This is a genomic window from Actinospica durhamensis, from assembly GCF_018139695.1.
In the GTDB taxonomy this organism is placed as follows: domain Bacteria; phylum Actinomycetota; class Actinomycetes; order Streptomycetales; family Catenulisporaceae; genus Actinospica; species Actinospica durhamensis.
In genome coordinates, this window is the sequence record NZ_JAGSOG010000029.1 from 19971 (window position 1) to 43180 (window position 23210).

The following is a 23210-nucleotide window of genomic DNA, read 5'->3' on the forward strand; positions in this document are numbered from 1 at the left end:
GTACTGCTTCACTGCGCGAGCGATGGAGCGGTCGGACTCGCGGTCGGCTGCGCGAGGGCGGGGCGGGACGGCCGCGGGTGTTTGTGCCGGGGCGCCCTCGACGGAAGTGCGCGGAGCTCGCGCCCCGGCGTGGGCGCGACGTGGTCAAGTAGCCTGCTGGACATGGGTGTCGAGTTGGTCTTGTTGCCGCGGGTGGCGTTTCGGGGGCGAGAGATCGCCGGCGCCCGGCTGGTCGGGCTGCTCGCGTTGCTGGCGCAGGACCTGCACGGGGGTTGTGGCACGAACCGGCTGATCGAGGGGCTGTGGCCGCAGGAGCGTCCGGAGCATCCTAGCCGGGCGTTGCAGGTGCTGGTGTCGCGGGCGCGGGCGGTGTTGGGGGCGGAGGCGATCGTCAGCACGCCGTCCGGAGGCTACCGACTCGCACTGCGGGATGAGCAGGTGGACGCCGCGGCGGTGCTGGCGTGTGCGGCGGCGGGTGCCCGGTGCGCGCAGGACGGTGATCATGCGGGGGCGCTCGCGCAGGCTGAGGCCGGTCTGACGCTGTGGGAGGTGGCGCCGGGGAGTGGCGAGGGGGGCGACGGATCCAGTGGGCTGGGCGGAGCCGGCCGCATGGGCGGATCCAGTGGGCCGGGCGGATCCAAAGGGTTGGGCGGACCCAGTGGGTTGGGCGGACCTGGTGGGCTGGGCGGAGCCAGTGGACTGGGCGGATCCAGCGGGCCGGGCGGATCCAGTGAGCTGGGCGGATCCGGCGGCATGGGCGGAGCTGGCGGCATGGGCGGAGCCGGCGCGGCCGGTGGGCTTGGCGGATTCGGCGGAATCGGCGTGTTCGACGGGGTTGGTGACGATCCGTTGGCTGAGCTGCGGGCGGCGCGGGCGGGGACGTATCGGGGGTTGGTGCGGGCACGGGCGTTGGCGCTGAGTCGGCTGGAGCGGCGGCCCGAGGCGGTCGAGGTGCTCGGCGGTCTGATCAGGGAGCAGCCGCAGGATGAGGAGGTGTTGGCGCAACTGCTGCTGTGCGAGGCGGAGACGCTCGGACCCTCGGCGGCGCTGACTCGGTATGACGCGTATCGGCGCGGCTTGCGGGAGGAGCTGGGGAGCGACCCGGGGTTGGAGCTGCAGCAGGTGCACCGGCGGCTGCTGGAGCGGGGTGCGCCGGTCGTGCGGCGCGGCGTCGAGCATGAGCCGAACGCGTTGCTCGGGCGGGAGGAGTCCATCGCGGCGGTGCGGGAGTTGCTCGGCGCCTTCCGCGTCGTATCGATCATCGGACCGGGCGGTCTGGGCAAGACGCGGCTGGCGCACGCCGTGGCCGGGGGTGCGCAGCAGCGGGTCGTGTTCCTGGTCGCGCTCGCCGGCGCCACCGCCGACGCCGACGTGGTCGGCGAGGTCGCGTCCGCGCTCGGGGTCCCGGACCGGGGGCCCGCGCCGGGCGGGCGTCGCGGGGCGCCGACCGACGCGGTCTCGGGCATCGTCAAGGCCCTGGGACCTGGGCCGGCTCTGCTGGTACTGGACAACTGCGAGCACGTGCTGGCCGGTGCGGTCTCGCTGGTGCGTGCGCTGGTGGCCGGGAGCGGGGAACTGCGGGTGCTGACGACGAGTCGGGCGCCGCTCGGCCTGTCCTCGGAGTCCGTGTACCTGCTGCCGGAACTGAGCCTGGCCACCAGCGTCGAGCTGTTCCGGCAGCGGGCGCAGGCGGCGCGGCCCGGGCTTGACTGCCCGCCGGACTCGGTGCGGCAGCTGTGCAGCCGGCTGGACGGCCTGCCGCTCGCGGTGGAGCTCGCGGCGGCTCGGGTCCGGGTGATGTCGGTGGCTGAGATCGCCCGGCGCCTGGAAGACCGGTTCGCCCTGCTGCGCGGTGCCGCCCGCGACACGCCGCAGCGGCATCGCACGCTGCACGCGGTGATCGACTGGAGCTGGAACCTGCTGACTCCGGACACCCGGGCCGCGATGCGGGCTCTGTCGATCTTCCCCGGCGGTTTCACGATCGACACCGCGCAACACCTGCTCGAGGTGGACGAGGCGGAGGCGCTGCTGCTGGTGGAGCAGCTGGTGGACCAGTCCCTGCTCCAGCCGGGCGACGCGGCCGGGTCGGGCACGCGCTTCCGGATGCTGGAGACCGTGCGCGAGTTCAGCGCGGCCCGGCGGCACGAGGCGGACGAGGGCGAGCGGGTGACCGAGCGCTTCCTCGACTGGGCGCGGGAGTTCGGCCGGGCCCACCACGAGTCGATACTCGGGCAGGACCTGGTCACCTCGGCGGCGCGGGCCAGGGACGAGCAGGAGAATCTCCTGCTGGCGCTGCGCCTCGGGCTCGACCGCGAGGACGGTACCTGCGTCGCGGCCGTCTGCGCCGTGCTCGGCGCGCTGTGGATGTTCGAGGCCGACTTCGCCCGTATGGCAGCGCTGACCGGACAGTGCGCCGCCGCGCTGGCCCGGCTGCGCCCTGATCCGGAGTTCGTCGAGGTGGCCCGGACCGCGACGGTGCTGGCCGCCGTCAGTGCCTTGATCCTGCGGCAACCGGCCGCGGCACGTGCCCTGGTCGCACTGCGGCGGCTGCCGGCGGCCCCGCCGGACACCCCGGCGCGGGCGACCGCCCTCGTGCTCACCGCCCTGGTCGAGGCCCGCGCCGAGCAGATCACGACGCTGCAGCTGTTGTGCGAGAGCGCCGAGCCCCTGCTGGCCGGCATGGCCAACACCGTGGCCACCTTCGTCTGGCAGGGCGTCAACGATCTGGAGAGCGCGCTCAAGGCGGCCCGGCGTACGCTCACGGCCTTCGACGGCCAGGACCAGCAGCTGCCGTGGTTCAGGATCGTGACACACAGTCGGATCGGCGACCTGTGTCTCGAACTCGGCCGTGGGGACGAGGCGCACGAGCACTTCGCCGCGACGCTCGCGGCCCTGGAGGGTTTGCCGGGCTTCAACGCGTTCGAGAAGGGCTCGAGCGCGGCCCGGGTGCGCTGCGCGATGGTGCTGGCGAACCTGCAGCGCGGCGCCGTGGACGAGGCGGAGCAGTGGCTGAACCGGATCCTGCGCGAGGACGGCGCGGAGATCGTCGGGCTGCCGATGTTCGACGTCGCGGCCCGCGCGGAGATCGCGCTGGCCCGGGACGAGGTGGACTCCGGGCTCCGGCTGTGGCGCCAGGCCGCCGACGCCCTGCGCGACGGCCGGCACCGAGACGAGCACGACACCCTGTTCCACGAGCAGACCTGGGCGCTCGAGGTGGAGGCGATCACCGTGATCGCCCACGCCCAGCACGGCCGGCTCGCCCTGATCGGGCAGCTCGCCGGACTGCTGCCGCGCAACGCCTCCCGAATGATCACGGACAAAGTCAGTTCGCCGCTGTCCTATGACGAATCCCCTCTGTTCGGGACGCTGCTGTTGGCCGTGGCCCTGCTCGACGTGGACCGCGGCCGCCGCACCGGCGACGCGCGCGCCACCCGCTCGGGCGCCCGGATGATCGCGCTGGCCGAACGCTTCCCGTTCAAGCGGGCCTTCCAACCGACGCTGCGCCCCGCCCAGGCCCTGCGCCTCGCCGAGGAGGCGGACCGGTCGGCGTACACCGCTGCGGTCTCGGCGTACGCCGGCCTCGACGCGGACGAGTTGCGCTCCGCCGCCTCGGCCAGCGTGCTGGCACGGGATCAGTTCACCGAGACGCCCCTCGCTTGAACTGCATCCCGGCCCAGACGTAGCCGATCAGGGACAGCCCGACGCACCAGGCGGCGGCCACGATGCCGCTGTGCCCGATCGCGGAACCCGTCAGCAGCCCGCGCAGGGTGTCGATGATCGAGGTGAAGGGCTCGTTGTGCGCGAACCACCGCACCGAGCCCGACATCGTTCCGGTCGGCACGAAGGCGCTGCTGACGAAGGGCAGCAGCTGCACCACCAGACTGAAGCTGGCGGTGCCCTCGATCGTCCCGGCGGCCAGGCCCACCGCGACCGCGAGCCAGCTCAGCGCGAGGCTGAGCAGCGCGACCAGGCCGGCCGCCGCGAGCCACTCGGTCACTCCGGCGCTGGACCGGAAGCCCATCGCCAGCGCGACGCCCACGAGCAGGACGGCGCTCAGCAGCGTGCGTATCAGGGCTCCGGCGACGTGCCCGGTCAGCACGGAGCTGCGCGAGATCGCCATGGTGCGGAACCGGGCGATGATGCCCTCGGTCATGTCCCGGTTCACCGCCTGCGCGGTGGACGAGGCTCCGTAGCCGACGCTCATCAGCAGGATGCCGGGCACGACGTAGTCGATGTACTTACCGCCCGAGGGCGTGGCGCCGGTGCCCAGCGCGCCGCCGAAGACCCCGACGAACAGCAGCAGGAGCAGCGCCGGTACCGCGAGGGACACGATGATCGTCACGGGATAGCGCACGGTGTGCAGCAGACTGCGACGCAGCATCGTGGCCGAGTCGCGGGCGGCGAACGTCAGGGTACTCATCGGGTGGGCTCCTTCGGCGCGGAGGCGTTCGGGGTGGACGGCTGCTGCGGGGGCACGTGCGAGGACGCGGCGTCACGGGCGGAGGCGGCCGTGGTCGCGGGCTTGTCGGCGGACGCGGACGCGGGCTCGTTCGTGCTCGCGCCGTCGTCTTCGGTGGCGGGGCTCTCGGCGGCCGCGTGCCCGGTGAGGGCGAAGAAGACGTCGTCGAGGTCCGGGGTGTGCAGGGCTAGGCCCTCGACCTCGATCGAGGCCTGCTCGAGCCGGGTGAGCAGTGCCCGCAGCGCGCGCACGTTCGTCTCGCCGGGCACGTTGAGCGCAAGGCCCTCGCCGCGGGAGGCCTCCTCGAGCAGCTGCTCGGCCGCCGCGAGCGGGGCCTCCTCGGTGAACTGCAGCCGGATGTGTCCGCCCGGGACGCGCCGCTTGAGCTCGGCCGAGGTGCCGGTGGCCACGATCCGGCCCTGGTCGAGCACGGCGATCTGGTCGGCGAGCTCGTCGGCCTCGTCGAGGTACTGGGTGGTCAGGAATATGGTGACGCCGCTGCGCACCAACTCCCTGACGATCTGCCACATGGTGCGCCGGCTGCGCGGGTCAAGGCCCGTGGTCGGCTCGTCCAGGAAGATCAGCCGCGGCTCGCCGACCAGCGTCATCGCCAGGTCGAGCCGGCGCCGCATGCCGCCGGAGTAGGTCGAGGCCCGCTTGTCGGCCGCCTCCACCAGGTCGAAACGCCGCAGCAGATCCTGCGCGCGCCGGCGCCCCTCGGCGCCGCGCAGATGGTGCAGCGAGGCCATCAGCAGCAGGTTCTCCCGGCCGGTGAGCAGCCCGTCCACCGCGGAGAACTGGCCGGTGACGCCGATCGCGGCGCGTACCGCGTCCGGCTCGCGGACCAGGTCGTGGCCCGCCACCCGCACCTGCCCGCCGTCGGCGGGCAGCAGGGTGGAGAGGATCTGCACGGCCGTGGTCTTGCCGGCCCCGTTCGGGCCGAGCAGGCAGAAGACCGTGCCCTCGGCGACGCTCAGGTCCACGCCGTCGAGCACGACCTTCTCGCCGAAGGACTTACGCAGCCCGGACGCCGTGATCGCCGGGCTGGGCGCAGCGGGATTCATGACTCTCCTTCGATACCGCGGCCTGCGCAGCGGGCCGCCCTGAGTACAGGGTGCGCGCAGCCGCATTCACCGCTGTTTCACGGCGCTTTCACGGGGAGAGCGTGAAGGAGAGTCCGGCCGGATGCCGGGATCCGAAGAAGTGGAGGGGTGGAGGGGTCAGACGAGCTTGGTCAGGATGGCGTAGGCGAGCACGAGCAGCAGCAGCACGCGGCCGAGCTCGACCGTGCGGGGGGCGAGCGCGACGGGGGCGCCGTCGTCGGGGCCGCCGATGACCGGGGTCGGTTTGGTGACCGGCATCGAACCGGCCCGGTTGACGGCGAAGACGGCGGCGAACGCGAGGCCGACGACGAGGATCAGGCCGAGCGCGGGGAAGTGCTCGGTCTGGTCCATGATCATGCCGGGCATGCCCGCCATGGTGAAGCTGCCGGCCGTCGAGCCGTGGATGGTGGACGGTGCGACACCGGCGGCGAAGCAGTAGACCAGGACCGCGCAGCAGCCCACGGCACCGAGCATGCGCCGACGCGGCTCGGGCGCGGTGGCGGACCACGCGCGCGCTGCCCGGAAGGCGAAGTAGACGCCCGCGGCCGCGAACAGCACCAGCCACACCGGGCGCGGCAGCGTGCGCGCCCAGCTCGAGACGATGCCGGCGGCGGCGACTCCGGCGAGCAGGTGCAGCGCGTCGGTCTCGTAGTCGGTGGTGTAACCCCAGAAGCGCACGACCAGCAGCCGCCAGAGCGAGTAGAGGCCGAGCACCAGCATGAGGAGGCTGACCAGGTCGGAGAGCCAGTACGGGGCGTTCACGCGGCGGCTCCGTCCGGGATGGCGGCAGGGGGCGTGGAGGTGGCGGCGGACGTCGCCGCCCGGCGCGTGCGCGGCCAGTAGACGAGCGCGATGACGGCCAGCAGCGGCGCGGTGTCGGGATCGGTGCCCATGCCCATGAACGGCATGCCGAGGCCCTCGCCGAACACCCAGATCAACACGCTGAGCCCGAGCGCGAGCACGATGCCGGCCCGCACCACGCGCCGCCAGGGCGCGAGCACGCTCAGGGCGACCAGCGCGAGGGCGAGGCCGAAGACGATGCCCAGCTCGGCGCCCTTGGTGGAGCTCCACGCCGTGGCGTGGTCGAGCAGGGAGACGTACCAGACCGGCGCGCCCTCGACGTTGCCCGCGATCGTGTCGGAGAACGCGTCGGACGCCAGGTTGTGGGGGAGGAACGCGAGCACGGCGAACAGGCCCCACAGCACCAGCCACACGGCCCGGGCCGCGCGGATGCCGACGAAGCGGGTCGCCTCGACGGTTTCGCCGGAGCCGGGGGTATCGGAGCGCGGGGTGTCGGCGGCGCCGTCGCGGTCGTTCGGCCAGAGCAGGACGGCGAGCAGGCCGTAGAGGATCGAGGCGCCGGGCGCGCCGCCGAAGGCGCTGGGCGAACCGGAGGCCAGGCCCCCGAGTCCCTCGGCGAAGAACCACAGGAACGGCACCCAGACGATGCAGCCGATCAGGCCGAGCCTGACCGTGCGCGGCCAGGCGATGCCGAAGCCGATGGCCAGCTCGATCAGCGCGAACAGGACCATCAGCCCGACCGGGTGCTGCCCGACCAGGTTCGAGACCGAGTGGATCGGCCTCGCCAGCCAGCCCGGCGCGCCGTCGGTGGCGTCGCTGAAGGTCATCGGCGCGAAGTCCTTGGTGAACATGAACGGCTGCAGCTTGAGCAGTCCGTCGAGCACCCAGAGTCCCGCCAGCACCAGCTGCAGGCGGCGGCGCGGCGTGAGCGAGGCGTGACCGTCCGTGGCGCCCGGCGGGGTCCCACGGCCGAGGCCGGTGGAGGTGGCGGTTCGCGTCATAGTGCCTCCATCGTCACGGACCGGCCTGAGATTTTCCGAAGAAGGGCGAGAGACACGGCGGAGAAGATGCCAGACAGGGCTCTTCGAGTGCGCGCACGCGGCGGCCGCGCGGTATCGGGCCCGGTTACGGCGCGGGGCCGGGTCGGCCCACTAGGGTGACGAGGCGTGATCGAGGCGCTACTGATCCTGCTGGCCCTGGCGCTGACCGCGCTGTGCGCGGGGTTCGTGGCGGCGGAGTTCTCGCTGACCACGGTGGAGCGTTCGCAGGTGGAGCGGGCCGCCGCGACGGGCGACCGGCGCGCGGTGCGGGCCCTGGCCGCGGTGCGGCATCTCACCTTCCAGCTCTCGGCCGCGCAGCTGGGCATCACCGTGACGAGCCTGGTGATCGGAATGGTGGCGGAGCCCTCGGTCGCGGCGGTGCTGCGCGGGCCGCTCGAGGCTCTGGGCCTGTCGAGCGACCAGGCGCAGAGCGCGGCGCTGGTGCTCGGGCTGGTGGTCTCGACCGGCGTCCTGATGGTGGCGGGCGAGCTGGTGCCGAAGAACCTGGCGATCGCACGGCCGCTGGCGGTGGCGCGGGCGGTCGCCGGACCGATGCACGCGTTCGCCCGGGCGTTCTCCTTGCTGATCGGGCATCTGAACCGGGCCGCGAACCGGGTCGTGCGGCGGATGGGCCTCGAGCCGGCCGAGGAGCTCGCCTCGGCGCGCACGCCGCAGGAGCTGGTGGCGCTGGCCCGGCGTTCCGCGCGCGAGGGCGTGCTCGAACGCACGACCGCGGAGCACTTCGTCCGGGCGCTACGGCTGCGAGAACTGAAAGCACATAATGTGATGACCCCTCGGGTCGATGTACAGGCAGTAGGTGCCGACGCGAGCGCGCGGGACGTCACCCAGCTCAGCGCGGCCACCGGGTTCTCCCGCTTCCCGGTCTACCGCGACTCCCTCGACGACGTGGTGGGCGTGATGCACATCAAGGCCGCGCTCGCGGTCCCGTCCGACCGGCGCGACCGGGTGCCGGTGGCGGCGCTGATGTCGGAGCCGCTGCTGGTGCCCGAGTCGCTGCCCGCCGACGAACTGCTCGAGCGCGTGCGCGGACAGGCGGGCATGGCGGTGGTGCTGGACGAGTACGGCGGAATGGCCGGGGTGGCGAGCCTGGAGGACGTGCTCGAGGAGATCGTCGCCCCCGACGCGGTGGACGAGACCCGCGCCTACTCCGGCGGTACCAGCGACCGCGACGACTTCCGCCAGCACGCGCTGTGGCTGTGGGACAACGTCCAAGACGTGAAGGCCACCATCACGGATCTGATCGCCGAGGGCGACCGGGTGGTCGTCTACTGGCGGATCGAGGGCATCCACCAGGGCGCGCTCTTCGGCGTGCCCGGCACCGGCAAGGCGTTCACCGGCGCCAGCATCAGCACCATGACGATCCAGGACGGGCGGGTGGTGCGCTACACGGTGCTGGCGGACCGGCTCGGCATCATCCAGCAGCTCGACGGGACCCCCGCGTGACCGCGCCCACGCCCGCCCAGGCACCGGCCGCCCAAAGCCCCGCCGGATCCGTCCCCGACGCGGCCGAACTCGCCGAGATCCGCCAGACGCTGGCCGCCTACGCACACATCTTCGACGACCACGACCTCGACCGGTTCCACCTCGTGTTCACCGAGGACGTGGTGATCGAGATGACCCGCGGCGCCGGCACGGTCACCCGCGGCCTCGCCGAGATCCAGGCCTTCGCCGCATCCCTGCCCGAAGGCGGCCTGGACCACCACACCCTGGACACGGTCGTGTTCATCGGCGAAGACGGCCTGGTGCGGGCCCGCAGCCGCTACCTCGCCCTGCTCGCGGACCAGAGCGTGCACAACGGCGAGTACCTCGACCTACTCACCCGCACCCCGGCCGGCTGGCGCATCGCCCGGCGCATCTCGGTACCGCGCATCCCCCACGGCCCGCGGGTCCCGCTGTCCGAGGAGGACCGGCGGGCTTGGCGGCCGCGCTCTTGAATTCGTGCTAGTTTATCAGTCCCCACATTCACTGTGACGGTACGCGACCGGTGCCCACAAGCTCGATCCCGCGCATAGTCTCTGCGTCCTGATGAAGCACCCGGTCTGAGCTCGGGAGCGGCCTTGCGACTCCGTTTTCAGCCGGGAGGCCTCAGCTTCGGCCGTGATTTCGACCGGCTCTGGACGGCCGCGTCCGTCTCCTACCTCGGCGACGGCGTGTCCATGGCTGCGCTGCCGCTGCTGGCGGCCTCGCTGACCGGGAACGCCGCGCTGGTCGGGCTCAGCGGCACCGTCACCTCGGTCCCCTGGCTCTTCCTCGGCCTGGTCAGCGGCACACTGGTGGACCGGTGGGACCGGCTGCGGGTGATGTGGATCGTCGACGGTGTCAGGTTTCTGCTGGTCGTGGCGCTGGCCGTCACGGTCGCCACCGGGCACGCCGACATCGCTCTGCTGCTCGGGGCGGGGCTGATGCTGGGGATCGGGCAGACGCTGTTCGACACCGCCAGCCAGGCGACCGTGCCGAGCCTGGTGGCCGAGCGCGGCAAGAAGCTGGAGGGGGCCAACGGGCGGCTCTCGGTCAGCCAGACCGTCGGGGAGCAGTTCGCCGGGCCGCCGGCCGGGGGGCTGCTGTTCGCCGAGGCGGCCAGCGCGCCGCTGTTCGCGAACGCGGCCTCCTTCGGCATCAGTGCCCTCATGATACGTAAGCTGGCCCTCCGCCGCCGAGCGGCCCGGACGGCCATGGCGCCGAAGCCCGCGGTGCCCGCGCCGCGGGCCTCGATGCCGCACGAGATCCGTGAGGGTGTCGCCTGGCTGCTGCGCCATCGGACGATGCGGGTGCTCGCGGTGACCGTCGGCGTGGTCAACCTCACCTACACCGCCGGCTCGGCCGTCTTCGTGCTCTACGTCCGGCGCGAACTGCACCTCGGGCCGCCGGCCTACGGGATGCTGCTGGCCGCGACCGCCGTCGGCGCGGTGCTGGGGGGCCTGCTGGTGGAGCGGGCCACCCGCTCGCTCGGCCCCGGCCGGATCCTGAGCGCGGCGCTGGGCCTGGCCACGGCCAGCCGGATCGGACTGGCACTGACCCACGAGGTCTTCGCCGCGGCCGGCGCTCTGCTGCTGGGCGGTATGGGAATCACCGTCTTCGCCGTGGTGTCGATCTCGTTCCGGCAGCGGCTCGTGCCGGACCGGCTGCAGGGGCGGGTGCTGAGCGCGTACCGGATGATCGCGCTGAGCACCGAGCCGCTCGGCGGCGCGCTCGGCGGGATCCTGGTCGACCGCATGGGAGTGCGGGCACCGTTCCTGATCGGCGGCGGCCTGCTCGCCCTGCTCACCCTCGTCACGATTCCGTTGCTCTCGAACCGTTCGCTGCGCGAGGCGGCCGAGACGGAACGGGAGGAAGTGGCCCGATACGAGGCTGGAAGCCAGACATGACCTCGTACAGTTGACCTGCCCCGGGCTGGGAACCCCGTCCGCGGTGCGGCTTCTCGCGATCGGAGAGATGGGCCAGTGGCCTCATGACAGAGCCCTTCATCGGCGAGTACGAGCGGGCGCAGGCGCATTTCGAAGCCTACGAGCGCACGGGGACCTGGTCCGAACTCGAGGCGGCGGTCCTGGGCTTTCGCATGCTCACGATGACACGCATGGACGGGCCCGTCGCGAACGGCCTCGCCGTCTCGCTCTGGTCGCGGTATGAGCGGCTCGGGGACCGGGCGGATCTCCACGAGGCCATCGGACTGCTGCGATACGCTGTGGGACGGTACGCGTCGGACCCGGAGCATCTGGCGAGTGCGTCGAACCTGGCCGCGACGCTGCGCATGCGCTGGCGCGTCTCGGGCGCCGTGGCCGATCTGACCGAGTCGATCGAGCTCAGCCGGCGCGTGCTGGAGGCCACTCCCGGGGGACACCCCATGCGCTCGGCGCGGTCGAGCAATCTGGCCGAGGGCTTGCAGACGCTGTATCTGCACCACGGCGACACCTCGGCGCTCGACGACGCCGTCACGCTGTTCCGGGCGGTGGTCGAGGCGGACGAGGCGTCCGGCGACGGCTCCGTGATCGCCAAGTCGAATCTGGCCGAGGCCCTGCGGCTGCGGTTCGAGTCCAGCCGGGACATCTCGCTGCTCGATCAGGCCGTCGTGCTCGCCCGCGCGGCGGCGCAGGCGTCGATGCCGCTGCTTCAGGACCGCTTCCGTTCCAACCTCGCCCTCGTCCTGCTCGCCCGCTACACCGCGACCAGACGGCCGGAGGATCTGCGTGAGGCCGGACGCCTCGCGGAGCAGGCGGTGAAGCAGACTCCGCAGGGCCATCCCAACCGGGCCGAACGCGCCAACGCGCTGGCGCAGGCTCGGCGGCTGGAGCTGATCGCGATGGGCACCGGCATCGCCACGCCGTCCCGGTTCGCGCGCCGGACCAGGTCCTCGGCGCAGTGGCGGCGCGCGGGAGAGCGGCTGGCCGCGGCCACGGCGACAGCGGTGCAGGAGACGCCGCAGGGCCACCCCTCTCGGGCCACGGCCCTGTTCTGGCACGGGCTCGCGCTGGGCTTCCAGGGCGACGACGACGCGGCCGTCGCCCTGTGTCGGCAGGTGGCGCAGGAACCTGCCTTCCCGCCGTGGCAGCGGGTCGCGGCGGCTAGACAATGGGCGTATATCGAGCTGTGGCGTGCGGACTGGGCCGGTGCCCTGGTGCCCTTCGTGCTGGCCGTCGGCCTGCTTCCGCACACCGCGCCGCGGCGGGTGACGCAGGCGGACCGGGAGCGGGCACTGGGCGTGTTCGCCGGGCTCGCGTCGGACGCCGCGGCGTGCGCGATCCAGTCGGGTGAGCCCGAGTCGGCGGTGGCGCTGCTGGAACAGGGGCGGGGCGTGATGCTCGCGCACGCGCTCGACGCCCGTACCGAGCTGACCGACCTGGAAGAGCAGCACCCTGATCTCGCGCGCCGGTTCGCGGAGGTGCGGACCGCGCTCGACGCGCCGCACGACCCGTCGTTCATCACCCGATCCGACGTCGACACCGCACTGACCGGTGAACACCGCCATGCCCTGGCCGAGGAGTGGCAGAGCCTGGTCGAGACGATCCGGTCGCGCCCGGGCTTCGCGCGGTTCCTGCGTCCCCCGGGCGTCGAGGAGATGCTGGCGGTGGCCGCCGGGCACGGGCCGGTGGTGATGGTGAATGTGAGTGAACTGCGTTGCGACGCCCTGCTGCTGCGCGATCGCAGCGTGACCGTGGTGCCGTTGCCGGGCCTGACGCTGACGGACTGCGCGGAACGTGCCGCGCGGCTGCGGATGGGACCGTCAGAGCACGTCCAGGAGATACTCGACTGGCTCGCGGATGTGCTGACCGGCCCGGTCTTGCGGGCGCTCGGCCTCGATCAGGCCGCGCCGCAGCACGAGTTGCCTCGGCTCTGGTGGATCCCGACCGGGCCGCTGGCCGCCCTGCCGCTGCATGCGGCGGGCGACGCGTCCGACCGGGTGGTGTCGTCCTACGCTCCGACGCTGCGTGGTCTGATCTCCACGTGGACCGCGCCGCCGATCACCCGCGGTGGGTCCGACCCGCTGGCCGTGGCCGTGCCCTCGGCGCCCGGCGTGGCCGCTCTCCCGGCCGTCGAACTGGAGGTCGCGGACATCGCACGGAAGTTCCCGCATGCACGGATCCTCAACGGCGACAAGGCAACGCGCGAGAGCGTGCTCGATGCGCTGCCGCGGCACAGTTGGGCGCACTTCGCGTGTCATGCCACGAGCGCCGCGGACGGGTTCGCCGGCGGGCTCGTCCTGTGGGACCACGCCACGGCCCCGCTCACCGTCGCGGACATCGCACGGCTGCGCCTGACCAGAGCCGAGATGGCCTACTTGTCGGCGTGCGAGACGAACGCTCCCCCGCCACGCCTGGCCGACGAGGCGCTCCACGTCGCGGGCGCGTGTCACATGGCCGGATTCCAGCACGTGATCGGGACCCTGTGGCCGGTGCGCGACCGGATCGCGCGCAGTACCGCGGACCGCTTCTACGACGCACTGCTCACCCGGTCCCCGCCCGCGCGGGCGCTGCACACCGCGGTGCGCGAGCTGCGCGACACCTGCCCGGCGGCGGTGTGGGCGGCGTTCGTCCACGTGGGCGGCTGAATTACGGCACCATGGGCGGTATGACCGATCGTGATCCGGAGCGCGGAGCCGTCGACGTCTTACTCGGCGCCCTGACAGGCACGGCCCTGCTGCCGTTCGTCCAGGCGATCGCGACCAAGGGCGGCGAGGACGCGTACGCAAAGATCAAACACGTCCTCTCGCGCAAGGGCCGCCGGCGGGCGAAGGGCGAGATCAAGGACGTCGGCACGGTCACGCTCGTCTTCCCCGAGGAGCGCATCGTCCTGCGCGTGCCGGCGACGATGACCGCGACCGCGTCCGAGCAGCTGGCACAGGTCCGGCTCCCGGCCCGCAGGGACGAGTGGCTGCGCATCTCGCGGGACCAGGCGACATCCCGGTGGGTCGTGCTCGCCTGCGATCCCCCGGAGGAGCTTGCGCACTGAACGAGCCAGACTACCGCCACTCTCGTGCGGTGGAGCGGCGTGTCCCGTACTGTTGGCCACACTGACTGGGTGTCACCGGGAGGTCGGGCCCATGAGATGGCGGCGCGGGGGAAGACCCGGCGAAGACTCGGACGCCCTGGTCATAGTGGCCATGGTCGCGCTGAGGGCGGGCGACCGTGACACGGCTGTGCGAAGGCTGACCGACGCGGCGGCCAGGACCGAGGATCTGGGCCGGGTGCATGACATCGCCCTGCTTCTCTGGCAGCAGCTGGGCGAGGTGCGTCGGGCCGAGGCGCTGTTGCGGCGCGCGGCGGACGCGAACTCGGTGCCGGCGATGAGCACCCTCGGCGTCCTGCTCCAGCAGATGAACCGGCCCCGCGAGGCCGAGCCGTGGCTGCGCATCGCGGCGCAGACCGGCGACGCGGACGCGGTCAACAACCTCGGCAACCTGTTGGAACGACGGGGCGACCTGGCCGAGGCCGTGGAGTTCTGGCGCAAGGCGGCGACAGCGGGCAGCACGATGGCGATGTCCTCGCTCGCGCTGGCGCTGTTCACCCACGGCCATGCGGACGAAGCGCGGCTGTGGTGCGAGCGTGCCCTCCTGGCCACGGCGGGACAGGACGAAGATCCGGCCGTCCTCGGCAAGCTCGCACTGGTCAGCAGGATGCTGGACAGCGGGCAGAGCGTGCCGGAGAAGCCGTTCCCGGGCGACCGGACCGTGCAGGACAACCCGGTGCGGGTGGAGGACATCAACGACCCGCTTGGCTTGGTGGCGGCGCTGCACCGCACCTTCCTCGCCGAGCGCGATCCCGATGTCCTGGACGCGGCACTGCTCGCGAGCCGGCAGGCGGTGGAGCAGTGCGTGGCGGGCTCACCCGCGCAGGCCGAAGCCCTGCGGATCCGCGGCTCGCTGCTGCGCGCGGACTTCGAGCGCAAGCGTGAGCCCGCGCTGCTCGACGAGGCGGTGCGGGCCGGCCGGGCGGCGGTCGAGGGTGCGCACGGGGACCGGGCGCGCGGATACGCCCAGTCCAGCCTCGGGTCCACGTTCCTGATCAAGAACGGCGTGCTGCACGACGACGACGCGCTGGACCAGGCGATCACCTCGCTCGAGGAGGCGCGGCGCCTGTTGGGTCCCGACGACCCGGAATGGCCCGGCATCACCTCGACCCTCGGCGGAGCGTTCACCCAGCAGCACATGCGCACCACCGAAGTCGGTGGCGGCACCGACCTCAGGCTGATCGCCAAGGCCATCACGCTCCTGGAGGCCGCGATCGCGGCCACACCTCCACGCGACCCCGAACTGCCGGCCCGGCTCTACAACCTGGCCATGGCGAAGATCCAGCGCGGGGCGCTGACACAGGACACCGCGATGCTCTCCGAAGCGGCGGTGCTGTTGCAGCGGGCCGTGCAGGGCATGCCCGAGCAGCACCCGGCCCGTGCCGCGGCGATCCGCATGCTCGGGGCGCTCGGCGGATCGCCCCCCTGATCGACCGGGGTAGTGAATCCGAGCCCTGATAGTGAATCCGAGCCCTGCTGAGGCAGACTGGGCGGGCGACAAGTTCCGACTGCTGCAGGAGGCTCCTTATGGCTCACATCGATCTGGGCGTCGACGAGCGCAAGTCCCCCGGGATCAATGGTCTGATGCAATTCCGGCCGGAGACGGCCAAGCCGCTCGGCGCGCTGGCCGACGTGCTGCTGCGCGGCCCGAACTCGCTCACCCCGGGCGAGCGGGAGCTGATCGCCGCGTACGTCTCGGGCCTGAACGATTGCGAGTTCTGCCGCGACTCGCACTCCGCGTTCGCCGCGGCCCAGCTCGAGCAGGGCCTGCCGCTGGTCGAGCAGGTGCGCGCGGACCGGAACACGGCCCCGATCTCGGCCAAGCTGCGCGCGCTGCTCGCGATCGCCGCCGCCGTCCGCGAGGGCGGGCGCACCGTCACCGGCGAGCTGGTCGAGGCGGCCAAGGCCGAGGGCGCGACCGATGTCGAGGTCCACGACACCGTGCTGATCGCCGCCGCGTTCTGCATGTTCAACCGCTACGTCGACGGCCTCGGCACCCTCCCGGCCGACCCGGAGGACTACGTCCACGCCGCCCACCACATCATCGCCAACGGCTACCAGGGCCTCGGCTGACGCGGAGCCCGATCCCGCGCCTCGCGCCTCGCGCCTGACACACCATCGGGTGCGAGGTACGGGGTGCAGGTGTGCGGACCGTCAGGTCCGCGGCGGCACGCTAGGCGTGGGTGGCATTCCACGGGAAGGGGCTGAGGTCGGGGGCGACCCAGCCGGTGCGCGCCTCGGTGCAGGCCAGCGTCGCGGGCCGGTAGAAGCGGGTGAGCAGCCTCTTGTCGAGCAGCACGGGGTTGCGTTCGGCGAAGGTGTCGAAGTCGGCGGCGTCGGAGTGCTCGGTGTGGTGAGCCACGAGTTCGACCCAGGCGCGGCTGACGGTGGCGTTGTACTTCTGCGGGGCGCCGGCGTACCGCGCGACCGACTGGATACCGTCGCTAACCAGGTCGATGGCGGCGGCGGTGCCGTAGCGGCAGACGGCGAGGTAGGTCAGGTGGACGTGCTGGCGGTGGGCGAAGCGGTCGGCGGTGGACATGACCTCCGCCATCAGTTCCGGGAACGGTGACGGCGTTCGGCTCGCGCTCTCATCGGAGTGTGCGTGAGCCCTGACGTGCCCGGCGTGGTCCTGCATGGTTCATCAGCCTTCCGTGGTCAGCGCGTTCAGGACGGCATGGAAGCCGGCGACCGCCTCGGGGGGCAGGGCGCCAAGGGCGCGGTGTTCGATGTCGGCGAGGGTCCGGGTGATGACAGCGGCGGCCTCGCGTCCGGAGTCGGTCAGTTCGATCAGGACGGAGCGCCGGTCGCCCGCGCGGGTGCTGCGGGTGACGTGGCCGCGGCGTTCGAGCCGGTCGAGCACGCTGGTGAGGGTGGTCGGTTTCGCCCCGACGGCGGCGCCGAGCTGCGAGACGGTGCGGCCCACACCGTCGGCGAGGTTGGCCAGCGCGTTGATCTCGGAGGGACTCAGGTCGAGGTCGACGAGTTCGGTGGCGATCAGGTGCAAGGTGGCGTGGGTGGCACGCTGCAGGGCCAGCAGCGCGCCACCCACGGACGGCGGTACGATCTCGGACTTCACGATTTCGAATAATACGATATCGGACTACCTTGGGCAAGGCCCCGGCGGCGAGTCGTCGTCAAGCCGTCAGTCGGGCTGTCCCGGGTAGGTGTCCGGGTCGGGCCCGACGCGGCCGCTCGCCGCCCGGTCGAGTGCGTCGATGGAGGCGATCTCCTCGGCGGTCAGTTCGAAGTCGAAGACGGCGAGGTTCTCCGCCATCCGCGCGGGGCGCGCGGACTTGGGGATGACGACGTGGCCGCGCTGGAGGTGCCAGCGCAGGATGATCTGCGCGGTGGTCTTCCCGTGGGCGGAGGCGATGCGGGTGATGGTGGCGTCCTCGAGCGGCTTGCCGTCGTGTCCGAGGGGGCTGTGGGCTTCGATCGCGATGCCGAGCCGTGCCGACGCCGCGCGCGCGGCCTCGTTGGTGAAGTACGGGTGCAGCTCGAACTGGTTGACCGTCGGCGCGACGCCCGTCGCGGCGACGATGCGCTCCAGGTGGGCCGGTTGGAAGTTCGAGACCCCGGCGGAACGCAGTCGGCCCTGCGCCACGAGTTCGGTCATGGCCTTCCAGGTCGAGGCGTAGTCGCCGTCGTACTGGGTGGGCAGCGGCCAGTGGATCAGGAAGAGGTCGAGGTAGTCGAGGCCGAGGCGCTCGAGTGTCTGCTCGAACGAGCGCAGCACGTCGTCCGGGCGGTGGTTGTGGTCGCCGAGCTTGCTCGTGATGTACAGCTCGTCCCTCGGGATGCCGCTGGCGGCGATCGCCTGGCCCACGCCCTGCTCGTTGCCGTAGTTCTGGGCGGTGTCGATGTGCCGGTAGCCGGCCTCCAGCGCGAGGCCGACGACCTGCGCGGTGATCTCGGCGTTCGTCGCGGACTGCTCGCGGTCCGGCTGCACACGGAGCGTGCCGAAGCCGAGCTGGGGGATCGTGGTGCCGTCCGACAGCGTGATCCTGGGGATGTGGGGCCGGGTAGTGGACATGGTCTGTTCCTTCGCTCGGATATTCGCTGGGTGTGCGCCGGGTTTCTCACCGACCACACAAACAGCCGGTGGCGAAGGGTGCGAGTCACTGCCGGTGGGGGTACTGTCAGGGACCCCCACCCGGGACGGGCCGCGCTTAGGCTGGTGGGATGGACAACCGGGCGGAAATCCGTGATTTCTTGAAGTCCCGCCGCGACCGGCTCACTCCGGAGCAGGCCGGCCTGCCGGTCTACGGCAGCCGCCGCGTCGCCGGACTGCGCCGCGGCGAGGTGGCGACGCTCGCCGGGGTGAGCGTCGAGTACTACACGCGCCTCGAGCGCGGCAACCTCGGCGGTGTCTCCGACGGTGTCCTCGACGCGCTCGCCCAGGCCCTGCGGCTCGACGAGACCGAGCGCACCCATCTCTACGACCTGGCCCGCGCGGCGAACACGACACCCGCACGCGCGCGCCGCCGACCCGCCGCGTCCGGCGTGCGCCCCACCCTGCAGCGCATGCTGGACGCGATGCCGACGGTGCCGGCGATCGTGCGCAACAACCGGTTCGACTTCGTGGCCGCCAACCCGCTCGGGCACGCGCTGTTCTCCGAGATGTACGCCGACCCGACCTGCCAGGCGAACTCGGCCCGTTTCAGCTTCCTGACCTCGGCCGGCCGTGATTTCTACCTCGACTGGGAGCGCGTCGCCAGGAACGTCGTCGGATCGCTGCGGGTCGAGGCCGCGAAGAATCCGTACGACCGCGCACTGTCGAACCTGATCGGCGAGCTCTCCACCCGCAGCGACGCCTTCCGCGTGCTCTGGGGCGCCCACGACGTGCACGTCTTCCGCGAAGGCCGCAAACGGCTGCGCCGCCCGGTCGTCGGCGAACTCGAGCTCGAGCACGAGACGATGCTGCTGCCGGACGACAGCGGGCTGCAGGTGGCGATGTACAGCGCCCCGCCGGGCAGCGCGAGCGAGGACGGACTCAAGCTGCTCGCGAGCTGGAGCGCGACCATGGCCGAAGTGAACTGACCGGCCGCGGCGCCGAGCCTCGATTCACCGAGCCTTGATTCGCTGAGCGTTGATTCACGGTGGACCCGCCGGCCGGTCGCGCCGTCGCGGACGGCGGGTTTCTTCGGCGCGCCCGCATGCGCGAGGGGGTCCCTGCTGGTACCTGTCACGTCACGGACTCCCACTCCGCCGCGGGCTCGGGTTGGATAGTCGGTGTTCCACCTGTGTCTTCGGTACCTGTCCTCAGAAGGAGCATTGATATGACTACGCAGCCCTTTCCGCCCGAGCACCCGCTCGCCGAGTTCGCGCCCAAACTCATCGAGCTGACCAACGACGTCGTGTTCGGCGACATCTGGGAACGCCCGGGCCTGTCCCCGCGCGACCGCAGCCTGATCACCGTCACCGCGCTGGCCGCGCTCTACCGCACCGAGCAACTCGGCTACCACCTGGACTTCGCGCTCAAGAACGGACTGAGCGTGGACGAACTGGTCGAGGCGCTCACCCACCTGGCGTTCTACGCCGGCTGGCCCAACGCCCTGACCGCCATCACCCAACTCAAGGCCCTCACCGAGCGCAGCGCCGAGACCGGCTGAGCACGGCACGACCCCGAAAGGAACCTACGCACGATGCAACTGCTCAAGCAGCCCCCGACCACCAAGGCCCCGGCCGAGATGTTCACCGGAGACGTGTGGTTCGACGTCGTCTACCGCGGAGAGGAACCCTCCCGCGCCCGGGCGAACATGGTCAAGTTCGCGCCCGGTGCCCGCACCGCATGGCACTCGCACGGCCTCGGCCAGACCCTCTACATCGTCGAGGGCATCGCGCTGATCCAGTCGCGCGGCGGCGAGATCCTCGAGGCCCACCCCGGCGACGTGATCTGGACCCCGCCGGGCGAGGAGCACTGGCACGGCGCGGCCCCCGGGCGGTTCATGAGCCACCTCGCGCTGTGGGAGGCCGACGAGGTCTCCTGGCTCGAACACGTCACCGAGGACGAATACCAGGGCCCGCGCACCGGCACCCGCTGCTGCTGAGGCACCCGGGTGACGACCCGGGTCATACCCCGCCGGCGACGCTCGTGGCCTCGACGCGCATCGGCCCGACTCCCGGCTCGGCTCGCTTCGAAGCCCGGGCGAGCCAGAGTCCGACGCCGAGGGTGCCGAGCGCCGCGAGCGCCGCGCTGCAGGCCAGGCCGGACCGCGCTCCGGCGTGCTGGGAGATCCAGCCGACGGCCGGGCCGCCGAGCGGGGTGGCGCCCATCGAGACGACCGTGTAGAAGGCCATCACCCGGCCCCGGACCGCCTCGTCCACGTGCGTCTGGGCGTACGCGCTGACCGCGGTGTTCAACGTCATCAGCAGGAAGCCGACGGGTATGAGCAGAAGCAGGAAGCTTCGATACTCCGGCGCGTACGCGGCGCCCGCCTCGGCCGCCGCGAACAGCAGGGCGCTGATCACGACCTTGCGCGGGCCGGGCACGCGGCTTCGGCTCGCGGTGAGGGTCCCGGCGACGGTGCCCACGGACAGCGCCGTGTTCATCAGGCCGAGGCCGGTCGATCCGGTGTCGAAGACGCGCCCGGCGAACAGCGTCAGCGTGATCGGGAAGTTCACCGCGAGGGTGGCGGTGAGCCCGAAGATCGCGAAGACGCCGACCAGGCCCGGACGGTCCAGGATGTAGCGCAGCCCCTCTCGGGGCGCACGCAGCCACGACGTGGCGGGCCCGGCGGCTGCTGCGGCCGCGGCGCGCGGGCGGATGGCCAGCAGCGCCGCGAGCACCGCGGCGAAGGACGCGGTGTTGACGGCGAACACCCAGCCGGTGCCGAACGCGCTGATGAGCACCCCTGCGATGGCGGGTCCGACGAGCCGGGCCGCGTTGAACGAGAGGATGTTCAAGCCCGCGGCGTTGGGAATGAGCGGCCGGCCGACCAGTTCGGCGACGAAGGAGAGCCGGGCCGGGTTCTCCACCGTGAAGACGCAGCCGAGGGTGAAGGCGAGCAGGTAGACCAGCCAGACGGGACCGTGCCCGGAGAACACCGCGACCGTCAGGATCAGCGCCTGGAGCGCGTAGAGCGACTGCGCGGCCAGCTGCAGGTTGCGCCGGTTCCTGCGGTCGGCGACCACTCCGCCCCACAGGCCGAACAGCAGGACCGGGGCGAACTGCAGCCCGGCGGTCCAGCCGACCGCCGTACCGCTGTGGGTACGAGAGAGTACGTACCAGTCCAGCGCGGTGCCCTGCATGGCGGTCCCGATGTTGGAGAGCACGCCCGCGCTCCAGTACAGGCGGTAGTCCCGCACCCGCAGCGCGGGAAAGGCGCCGGTCGGCCGGGAGCTCACCGTCGCCCGCGATCGGGGAACGCGGCATTCGCGGATCGTCTCGTGCTCATGGCGGGGGCTCCGTGGGTATGGCCGCCCGGCGAACCCCGGCCCGAGCGCGGCCGAATCGGGCACGCGAAGCAGGGCGCGAAGACCGCGCGAGGAGGCGACGGGGAGAACCTTGGACACCTGCCACGGCGTGACGGACGACGATGGCGATGTGAACGGCGACAGGACGCTGATTCAGATGATCTACGGGGTCAGCGACAGGAGCAGGACCACACGCGACCGAAGTCGATGTGGCTCCTGGTGGTCAGCGGAACCCGGATCATGGGGTCAGTCTCAGCGCCCCGGGCACCAGATGTCAATAGTCTCCATGCCCATGCGACCATTACCGCCCTCGCGACCACGAGCCGCTGAGGGCCGGTCCGGCTCCCGCCCGCAGGACGGCCCTAGCCGAGCCGCTGGTGGAGCCGGTCGCGTAGGTGCGTCAAATGGCTGATGCGCTCCTCGAGAGCGGCGACGCGCTCCTGGGCCACCCTCATGGCCGTGTCACAGCGCCCTGAATCGTCGGCTAGGGCGAAACGCGCGGGAAGCTCCTGGTCCAAGAGGTCGGCGAAGGTACGCACGTCATCGATGGTGAACCCGAGGGCCAGCAGCTCGCGGATGTTGCGCACCCGCCGCACGGAGGCCTGGTCGTACTGGCGATAACCCCGGCCGGTGCGGCCGGGCGAGAGCAGCCCCTGCTGTTCGTAATAACGGAGCGCACGCGTCGTGGTGCCGGCCTCTCGGGCCGCGTCGCCGATCTGCACGTGAGTCCCCCCTCTTCGCCGCGTCCGGCGAGCTCAGAGCTCGACTATCACGTTACCGGTGTGGCGGCCGCCGAGGAGGGCGAGTAGCGCTTCGGGCGCTGCGTCCAGGCCGCGGTAGCGCACAGCCGGTATGACCAGCCGACTTTCGGCAAGCCACTGTGCCAGCTCTTTCTCGTACTGCGGCGAGAGATCGGGGTAGTCGCGTGCGGTGAAGCCCTGGAGGCGGAGGCTCTTGGCGATCACGACGAAGGTGTCGAGTTCGAGTCCCGGCAGCTCGCCACCGCCCTGCTGACCCAGGACGCCGCACAGGGCGAATCGGGCACCCGGGCGAGCCAGCTCGAGGGCGGCGCGCAGCTGCTCTCCGCCCACGTTGTCGAAGTACACGTCGATCCCCTCAGGCGCGGCGCGACGCAATTGCTCGACCACCGGACGCTCGCGGTGGTCGAAGGCGGCGTCGTAGCCGAGTTCGTCGAGCAGCCAGGCGACCTTCGCGGGCCCGCCGGCGCTGCCGATCACCCGCCCGGCGCCTTTGAGCCGGGCGATCTGGCCGGCCATGCTGCCGACGGACCCCGCCGCGCTGGAAACGAAGACCGTGTCTCCCGGCCGCAGACGGGCGGCGCCCATCAGCCCGGCGTACGCGGTCTCGCCCTGGGCCAGATGCGCCAGCAGCCGGTCCCGCGCGTCAGCGTCCTGCCGCGGCCCGTCGGTCACCGCGTCCTCGTCGGCGGCCACCTCCACGTCCGCGGGCGCGATCTGCTCGAGCTGTCCGGTCGGGACGAGGGCGAAGTCACGCCAGCCCAGCCCGTGCAGCACCCACGTGCCCGGGACAGGCCCGTCGGCATCACCGCGCCGCACCACCCGGCCCACCGCCGGGCCCCACAGCGCGGCGCCCGGCCGGTAGCGCGGCATGGGCAGTTCCCCCTCCCCCATCAGCGCCCGCATCACCGCGCGCGCCGCGAACCAGTGGTTGCGCACCAGGACCTGTCCGGACGCGGGTTCGGGGAGGGAGACCTCGGCGATGCGGAAATCGGCCGTCGTGGGCAGGTCCCGCGACCGTACGACGAGGCGGACCTCACGGGCGGTGCGCGGGTCGGAGGAAGTGCTCGCGCTCTTCACGTTCACGGTGGACGCTCCTCGGATGATC

21 protein-coding genes are annotated in these 23210 nt (G+C 72.1%); 11 read left to right on the forward strand and 10 right to left on the reverse strand.

The window, feature by feature from the left end:
• The first annotated feature begins 162 nt into the window (after positions 1 to 162).
• Entirely contained in the window at positions 163 to 3660 is a 3498-nt protein-coding gene (locus KDL01_RS08965; RefSeq protein WP_212527914.1) for an AfsR/SARP family transcriptional regulator, read from the forward strand.
• On the opposite strand, the gene KDL01_RS08970 is transcribed toward KDL01_RS08965, so the two are convergent.
• The 4 genes from KDL01_RS08970 to KDL01_RS08985 form a co-directional block, all read right to left on the reverse strand.
• Entirely contained in the window at positions 3638 to 4420 is a 783-nt protein-coding gene (locus KDL01_RS08970; RefSeq protein WP_212527915.1) for an ABC transporter permease, read from the reverse strand. The two genes, KDL01_RS08965 and KDL01_RS08970, sit on opposite strands and share 23 nt — an antisense overlap.
• Positions 4417 to 5523: an ATP-binding cassette domain-containing protein gene (locus KDL01_RS08975; RefSeq protein ID WP_212527916.1), complete on the reverse strand. Its 1107-nt coding sequence runs from the start codon at positions 5521 to 5523 to the stop codon at positions 4417 to 4419. Before KDL01_RS08975 ends, KDL01_RS08970 begins: the two co-directional genes overlap by 4 nt.
• A 156-nt stretch (positions 5524 to 5679) precedes the next feature.
• A complete protein-coding gene (locus KDL01_RS08980; RefSeq protein WP_212527917.1) occupies positions 5680 to 6324 on the reverse strand; it encodes a DUF5134 domain-containing protein in 645 nt (214 codons plus the stop codon).
• Positions 6321 to 7364, reverse strand: a complete 1044-nt coding sequence (locus KDL01_RS08985) for a hypothetical protein (RefSeq protein ID WP_212527918.1) — start codon at positions 7362 to 7364, stop codon at positions 6321 to 6323. The genes KDL01_RS08980 and KDL01_RS08985 overlap by 4 nt, the downstream gene beginning before the upstream one ends.
• 165 nt (positions 7365 to 7529) lie before the next feature.
• Here KDL01_RS08985 and KDL01_RS08990 point away from each other — a divergent pair, with 165 nt between their 5' ends.
• From KDL01_RS08990 to KDL01_RS09020, 7 genes are all read left to right on the forward strand, one after another.
• Positions 7530 to 8867 (forward strand): CNNM domain-containing protein, encoded by a 1338-nt coding sequence (locus KDL01_RS08990; RefSeq protein ID WP_212527919.1) that lies wholly within the window; start codon positions 7530 to 7532, stop codon positions 8865 to 8867.
• Positions 8864 to 9358: a nuclear transport factor 2 family protein gene (locus KDL01_RS08995; protein ID WP_212527920.1), complete on the forward strand. Its 495-nt coding sequence runs from the start codon at positions 8864 to 8866 to the stop codon at positions 9356 to 9358. The genes KDL01_RS08990 and KDL01_RS08995 overlap by 4 nt, the downstream gene beginning before the upstream one ends.
• 123 nt (positions 9359 to 9481) lie before the next feature.
• On the forward strand, positions 9482 to 10789 hold the full coding sequence (locus tag KDL01_RS09000; protein ID WP_212527921.1) for an MFS transporter: 1308 nt from the start codon (positions 9482 to 9484) through the stop codon (positions 10787 to 10789).
• A gap of 83 nt (positions 10790 to 10872) precedes the next feature.
• The gene (locus KDL01_RS09005) at positions 10873 to 13467 is read left to right on the forward strand and encodes a CHAT domain-containing protein (RefSeq protein ID WP_212527922.1); all 2595 of its coding nucleotides are present in this window, start codon (positions 10873 to 10875) and stop codon (positions 13465 to 13467) included.
• Positions 13468 to 13487: 20 nt separating this feature from the next.
• A complete protein-coding gene (locus KDL01_RS09010) occupies positions 13488 to 13868 on the forward strand; it encodes a hypothetical protein (RefSeq protein ID WP_212527923.1) in 381 nt (126 codons plus the stop codon).
• Positions 13869 to 14055: 187 nt separating this feature from the next.
• The gene (locus KDL01_RS09015) at positions 14056 to 15354 is read left to right on the forward strand and encodes a tetratricopeptide repeat protein (RefSeq protein WP_212527924.1); all 1299 of its coding nucleotides are present in this window, start codon (positions 14056 to 14058) and stop codon (positions 15352 to 15354) included.
• Between the two features lie 98 nt (positions 15355 to 15452).
• Entirely contained in the window at positions 15453 to 15998 is a 546-nt protein-coding gene (locus tag KDL01_RS09020; RefSeq protein ID WP_212527925.1) for a carboxymuconolactone decarboxylase family protein, read from the forward strand.
• Between the two features lie 100 nt (positions 15999 to 16098).
• Here KDL01_RS09020 and KDL01_RS09025 read toward each other — a convergent pair whose 3' ends face one another.
• The 3 genes from KDL01_RS09025 to KDL01_RS09035 all read right to left on the reverse strand — a co-directional run bounded on the left by KDL01_RS09025 (position 16099) and on the right by KDL01_RS09035 (position 17961).
• Entirely contained in the window at positions 16099 to 16467 is a 369-nt protein-coding gene (locus tag KDL01_RS09025; RefSeq protein WP_246576168.1) for a hypothetical protein, read from the reverse strand.
• Between the two features lie 102 nt (positions 16468 to 16569).
• Positions 16570 to 17004: a MarR family winged helix-turn-helix transcriptional regulator gene (locus KDL01_RS09030; protein WP_307846194.1), complete on the reverse strand. Its 435-nt coding sequence runs from the start codon at positions 17002 to 17004 to the stop codon at positions 16570 to 16572.
• Between the two features lie 66 nt (positions 17005 to 17070).
• Positions 17071 to 17961 carry an aldo/keto reductase gene (locus KDL01_RS09035; RefSeq protein ID WP_212527927.1) on the reverse strand — a complete coding sequence of 297 codons (891 nt, stop codon included), beginning with the start codon at positions 17959 to 17961 and terminating at the stop codon, positions 17071 to 17073.
• 149 nt (positions 17962 to 18110) lie between these two features.
• Between KDL01_RS09035 and KDL01_RS09040 the strand changes: the two genes are divergently transcribed.
• The 3 genes from KDL01_RS09040 (at position 18111) to KDL01_RS09050 (ending at position 19978) form a co-directional block, all read left to right on the forward strand.
• On the forward strand, positions 18111 to 18968 hold the full coding sequence (locus tag KDL01_RS09040) for a helix-turn-helix transcriptional regulator (protein ID WP_212527928.1): 858 nt from the start codon (positions 18111 to 18113) through the stop codon (positions 18966 to 18968).
• Positions 18969 to 19207: 239 nt separating this feature from the next.
• The gene (locus KDL01_RS09045) at positions 19208 to 19540 is read left to right on the forward strand and encodes a carboxymuconolactone decarboxylase family protein (RefSeq protein ID WP_212527929.1); all 333 of its coding nucleotides are present in this window, start codon (positions 19208 to 19210) and stop codon (positions 19538 to 19540) included.
• Positions 19541 to 19573: 33 nt separating this feature from the next.
• The gene (locus tag KDL01_RS09050; protein WP_212527930.1) at positions 19574 to 19978 is read left to right on the forward strand and encodes a (R)-mandelonitrile lyase; all 405 of its coding nucleotides are present in this window, start codon (positions 19574 to 19576) and stop codon (positions 19976 to 19978) included.
• Positions 19979 to 20000: 22 nt separating this feature from the next.
• Here the strand turns inward: KDL01_RS09050 and KDL01_RS09055 are convergent, their stop codons facing one another.
• The 3 genes from KDL01_RS09055 to KDL01_RS45170 all read right to left on the reverse strand — a co-directional run bounded on the left by KDL01_RS09055 (position 20001) and on the right by KDL01_RS45170 (position 23188).
• Positions 20001 to 21275 carry an MFS transporter gene (locus KDL01_RS09055; RefSeq protein ID WP_212527931.1) on the reverse strand — a complete coding sequence of 425 codons (1275 nt, stop codon included), beginning with the start codon at positions 21273 to 21275 and terminating at the stop codon, positions 20001 to 20003.
• A gap of 431 nt (positions 21276 to 21706) precedes the next feature.
• Positions 21707 to 22066, reverse strand: a complete 360-nt coding sequence (locus KDL01_RS44455; RefSeq protein ID WP_212527932.1) for a MerR family transcriptional regulator — start codon at positions 22064 to 22066, stop codon at positions 21707 to 21709.
• A gap of 33 nt (positions 22067 to 22099) precedes the next feature.
• Entirely contained in the window at positions 22100 to 23188 is a 1089-nt protein-coding gene (locus tag KDL01_RS45170; protein WP_212527933.1) for an MDR family NADP-dependent oxidoreductase, read from the reverse strand.
• Positions 23189 to 23210 lie beyond the last annotated feature (22 nt).

Excerpts from the sequence above, each read along its gene's own strand:
- KDL01_RS08965 (WP_212527914.1), top strand. The coding sequence starts at position 163 with ATGGGTGTCGAGTTGGTCTTGTTGCCGCGGGTGGCGTTTCGGGGGCGA.
- KDL01_RS08970 (WP_212527915.1), bottom strand. The coding sequence starts at position 4,420 with ATGAGTACCCTGACGTTCGCCGCCCGCGACTCGGCCACGATGCTGCGT.
- KDL01_RS08975 (WP_212527916.1), bottom strand. The coding sequence starts at position 5,523 with ATGAATCCCGCTGCGCCCAGCCCGGCGATCACGGCGTCCGGGCTGCGT.
- KDL01_RS08985 (WP_212527918.1), bottom strand. The coding sequence starts at position 7,364 with ATGACGCGAACCGCCACCTCCACCGGCCTCGGCCGTGGGACCCCGCCG.
- KDL01_RS09005 (WP_212527922.1), top strand. The coding sequence starts at position 10,873 with ATGACAGAGCCCTTCATCGGCGAGTACGAGCGGGCGCAGGCGCATTTC.
- KDL01_RS09010 (WP_212527923.1), top strand. The coding sequence starts at position 13,488 with ATGACCGATCGTGATCCGGAGCGCGGAGCCGTCGACGTCTTACTCGGC.
- KDL01_RS09020 (WP_212527925.1), top strand. The coding sequence starts at position 15,453 with ATGGCTCACATCGATCTGGGCGTCGACGAGCGCAAGTCCCCCGGGATC.
- KDL01_RS09025 (WP_246576168.1), bottom strand. The coding sequence starts at position 16,467 with ATGTCCACCGCCGACCGCTTCGCCCACCGCCAGCACGTCCACCTGACC.
- KDL01_RS09035 (WP_212527927.1), bottom strand. The coding sequence starts at position 17,961 with ATGTCCACTACCCGGCCCCACATCCCCAGGATCACGCTGTCGGACGGC.
- KDL01_RS09040 (WP_212527928.1), top strand. The coding sequence starts at position 18,111 with ATGGACAACCGGGCGGAAATCCGTGATTTCTTGAAGTCCCGCCGCGAC.
- KDL01_RS09045 (WP_212527929.1), top strand. The coding sequence starts at position 19,208 with ATGACTACGCAGCCCTTTCCGCCCGAGCACCCGCTCGCCGAGTTCGCG.
- KDL01_RS09050 (WP_212527930.1), top strand. The coding sequence starts at position 19,574 with ATGCAACTGCTCAAGCAGCCCCCGACCACCAAGGCCCCGGCCGAGATG.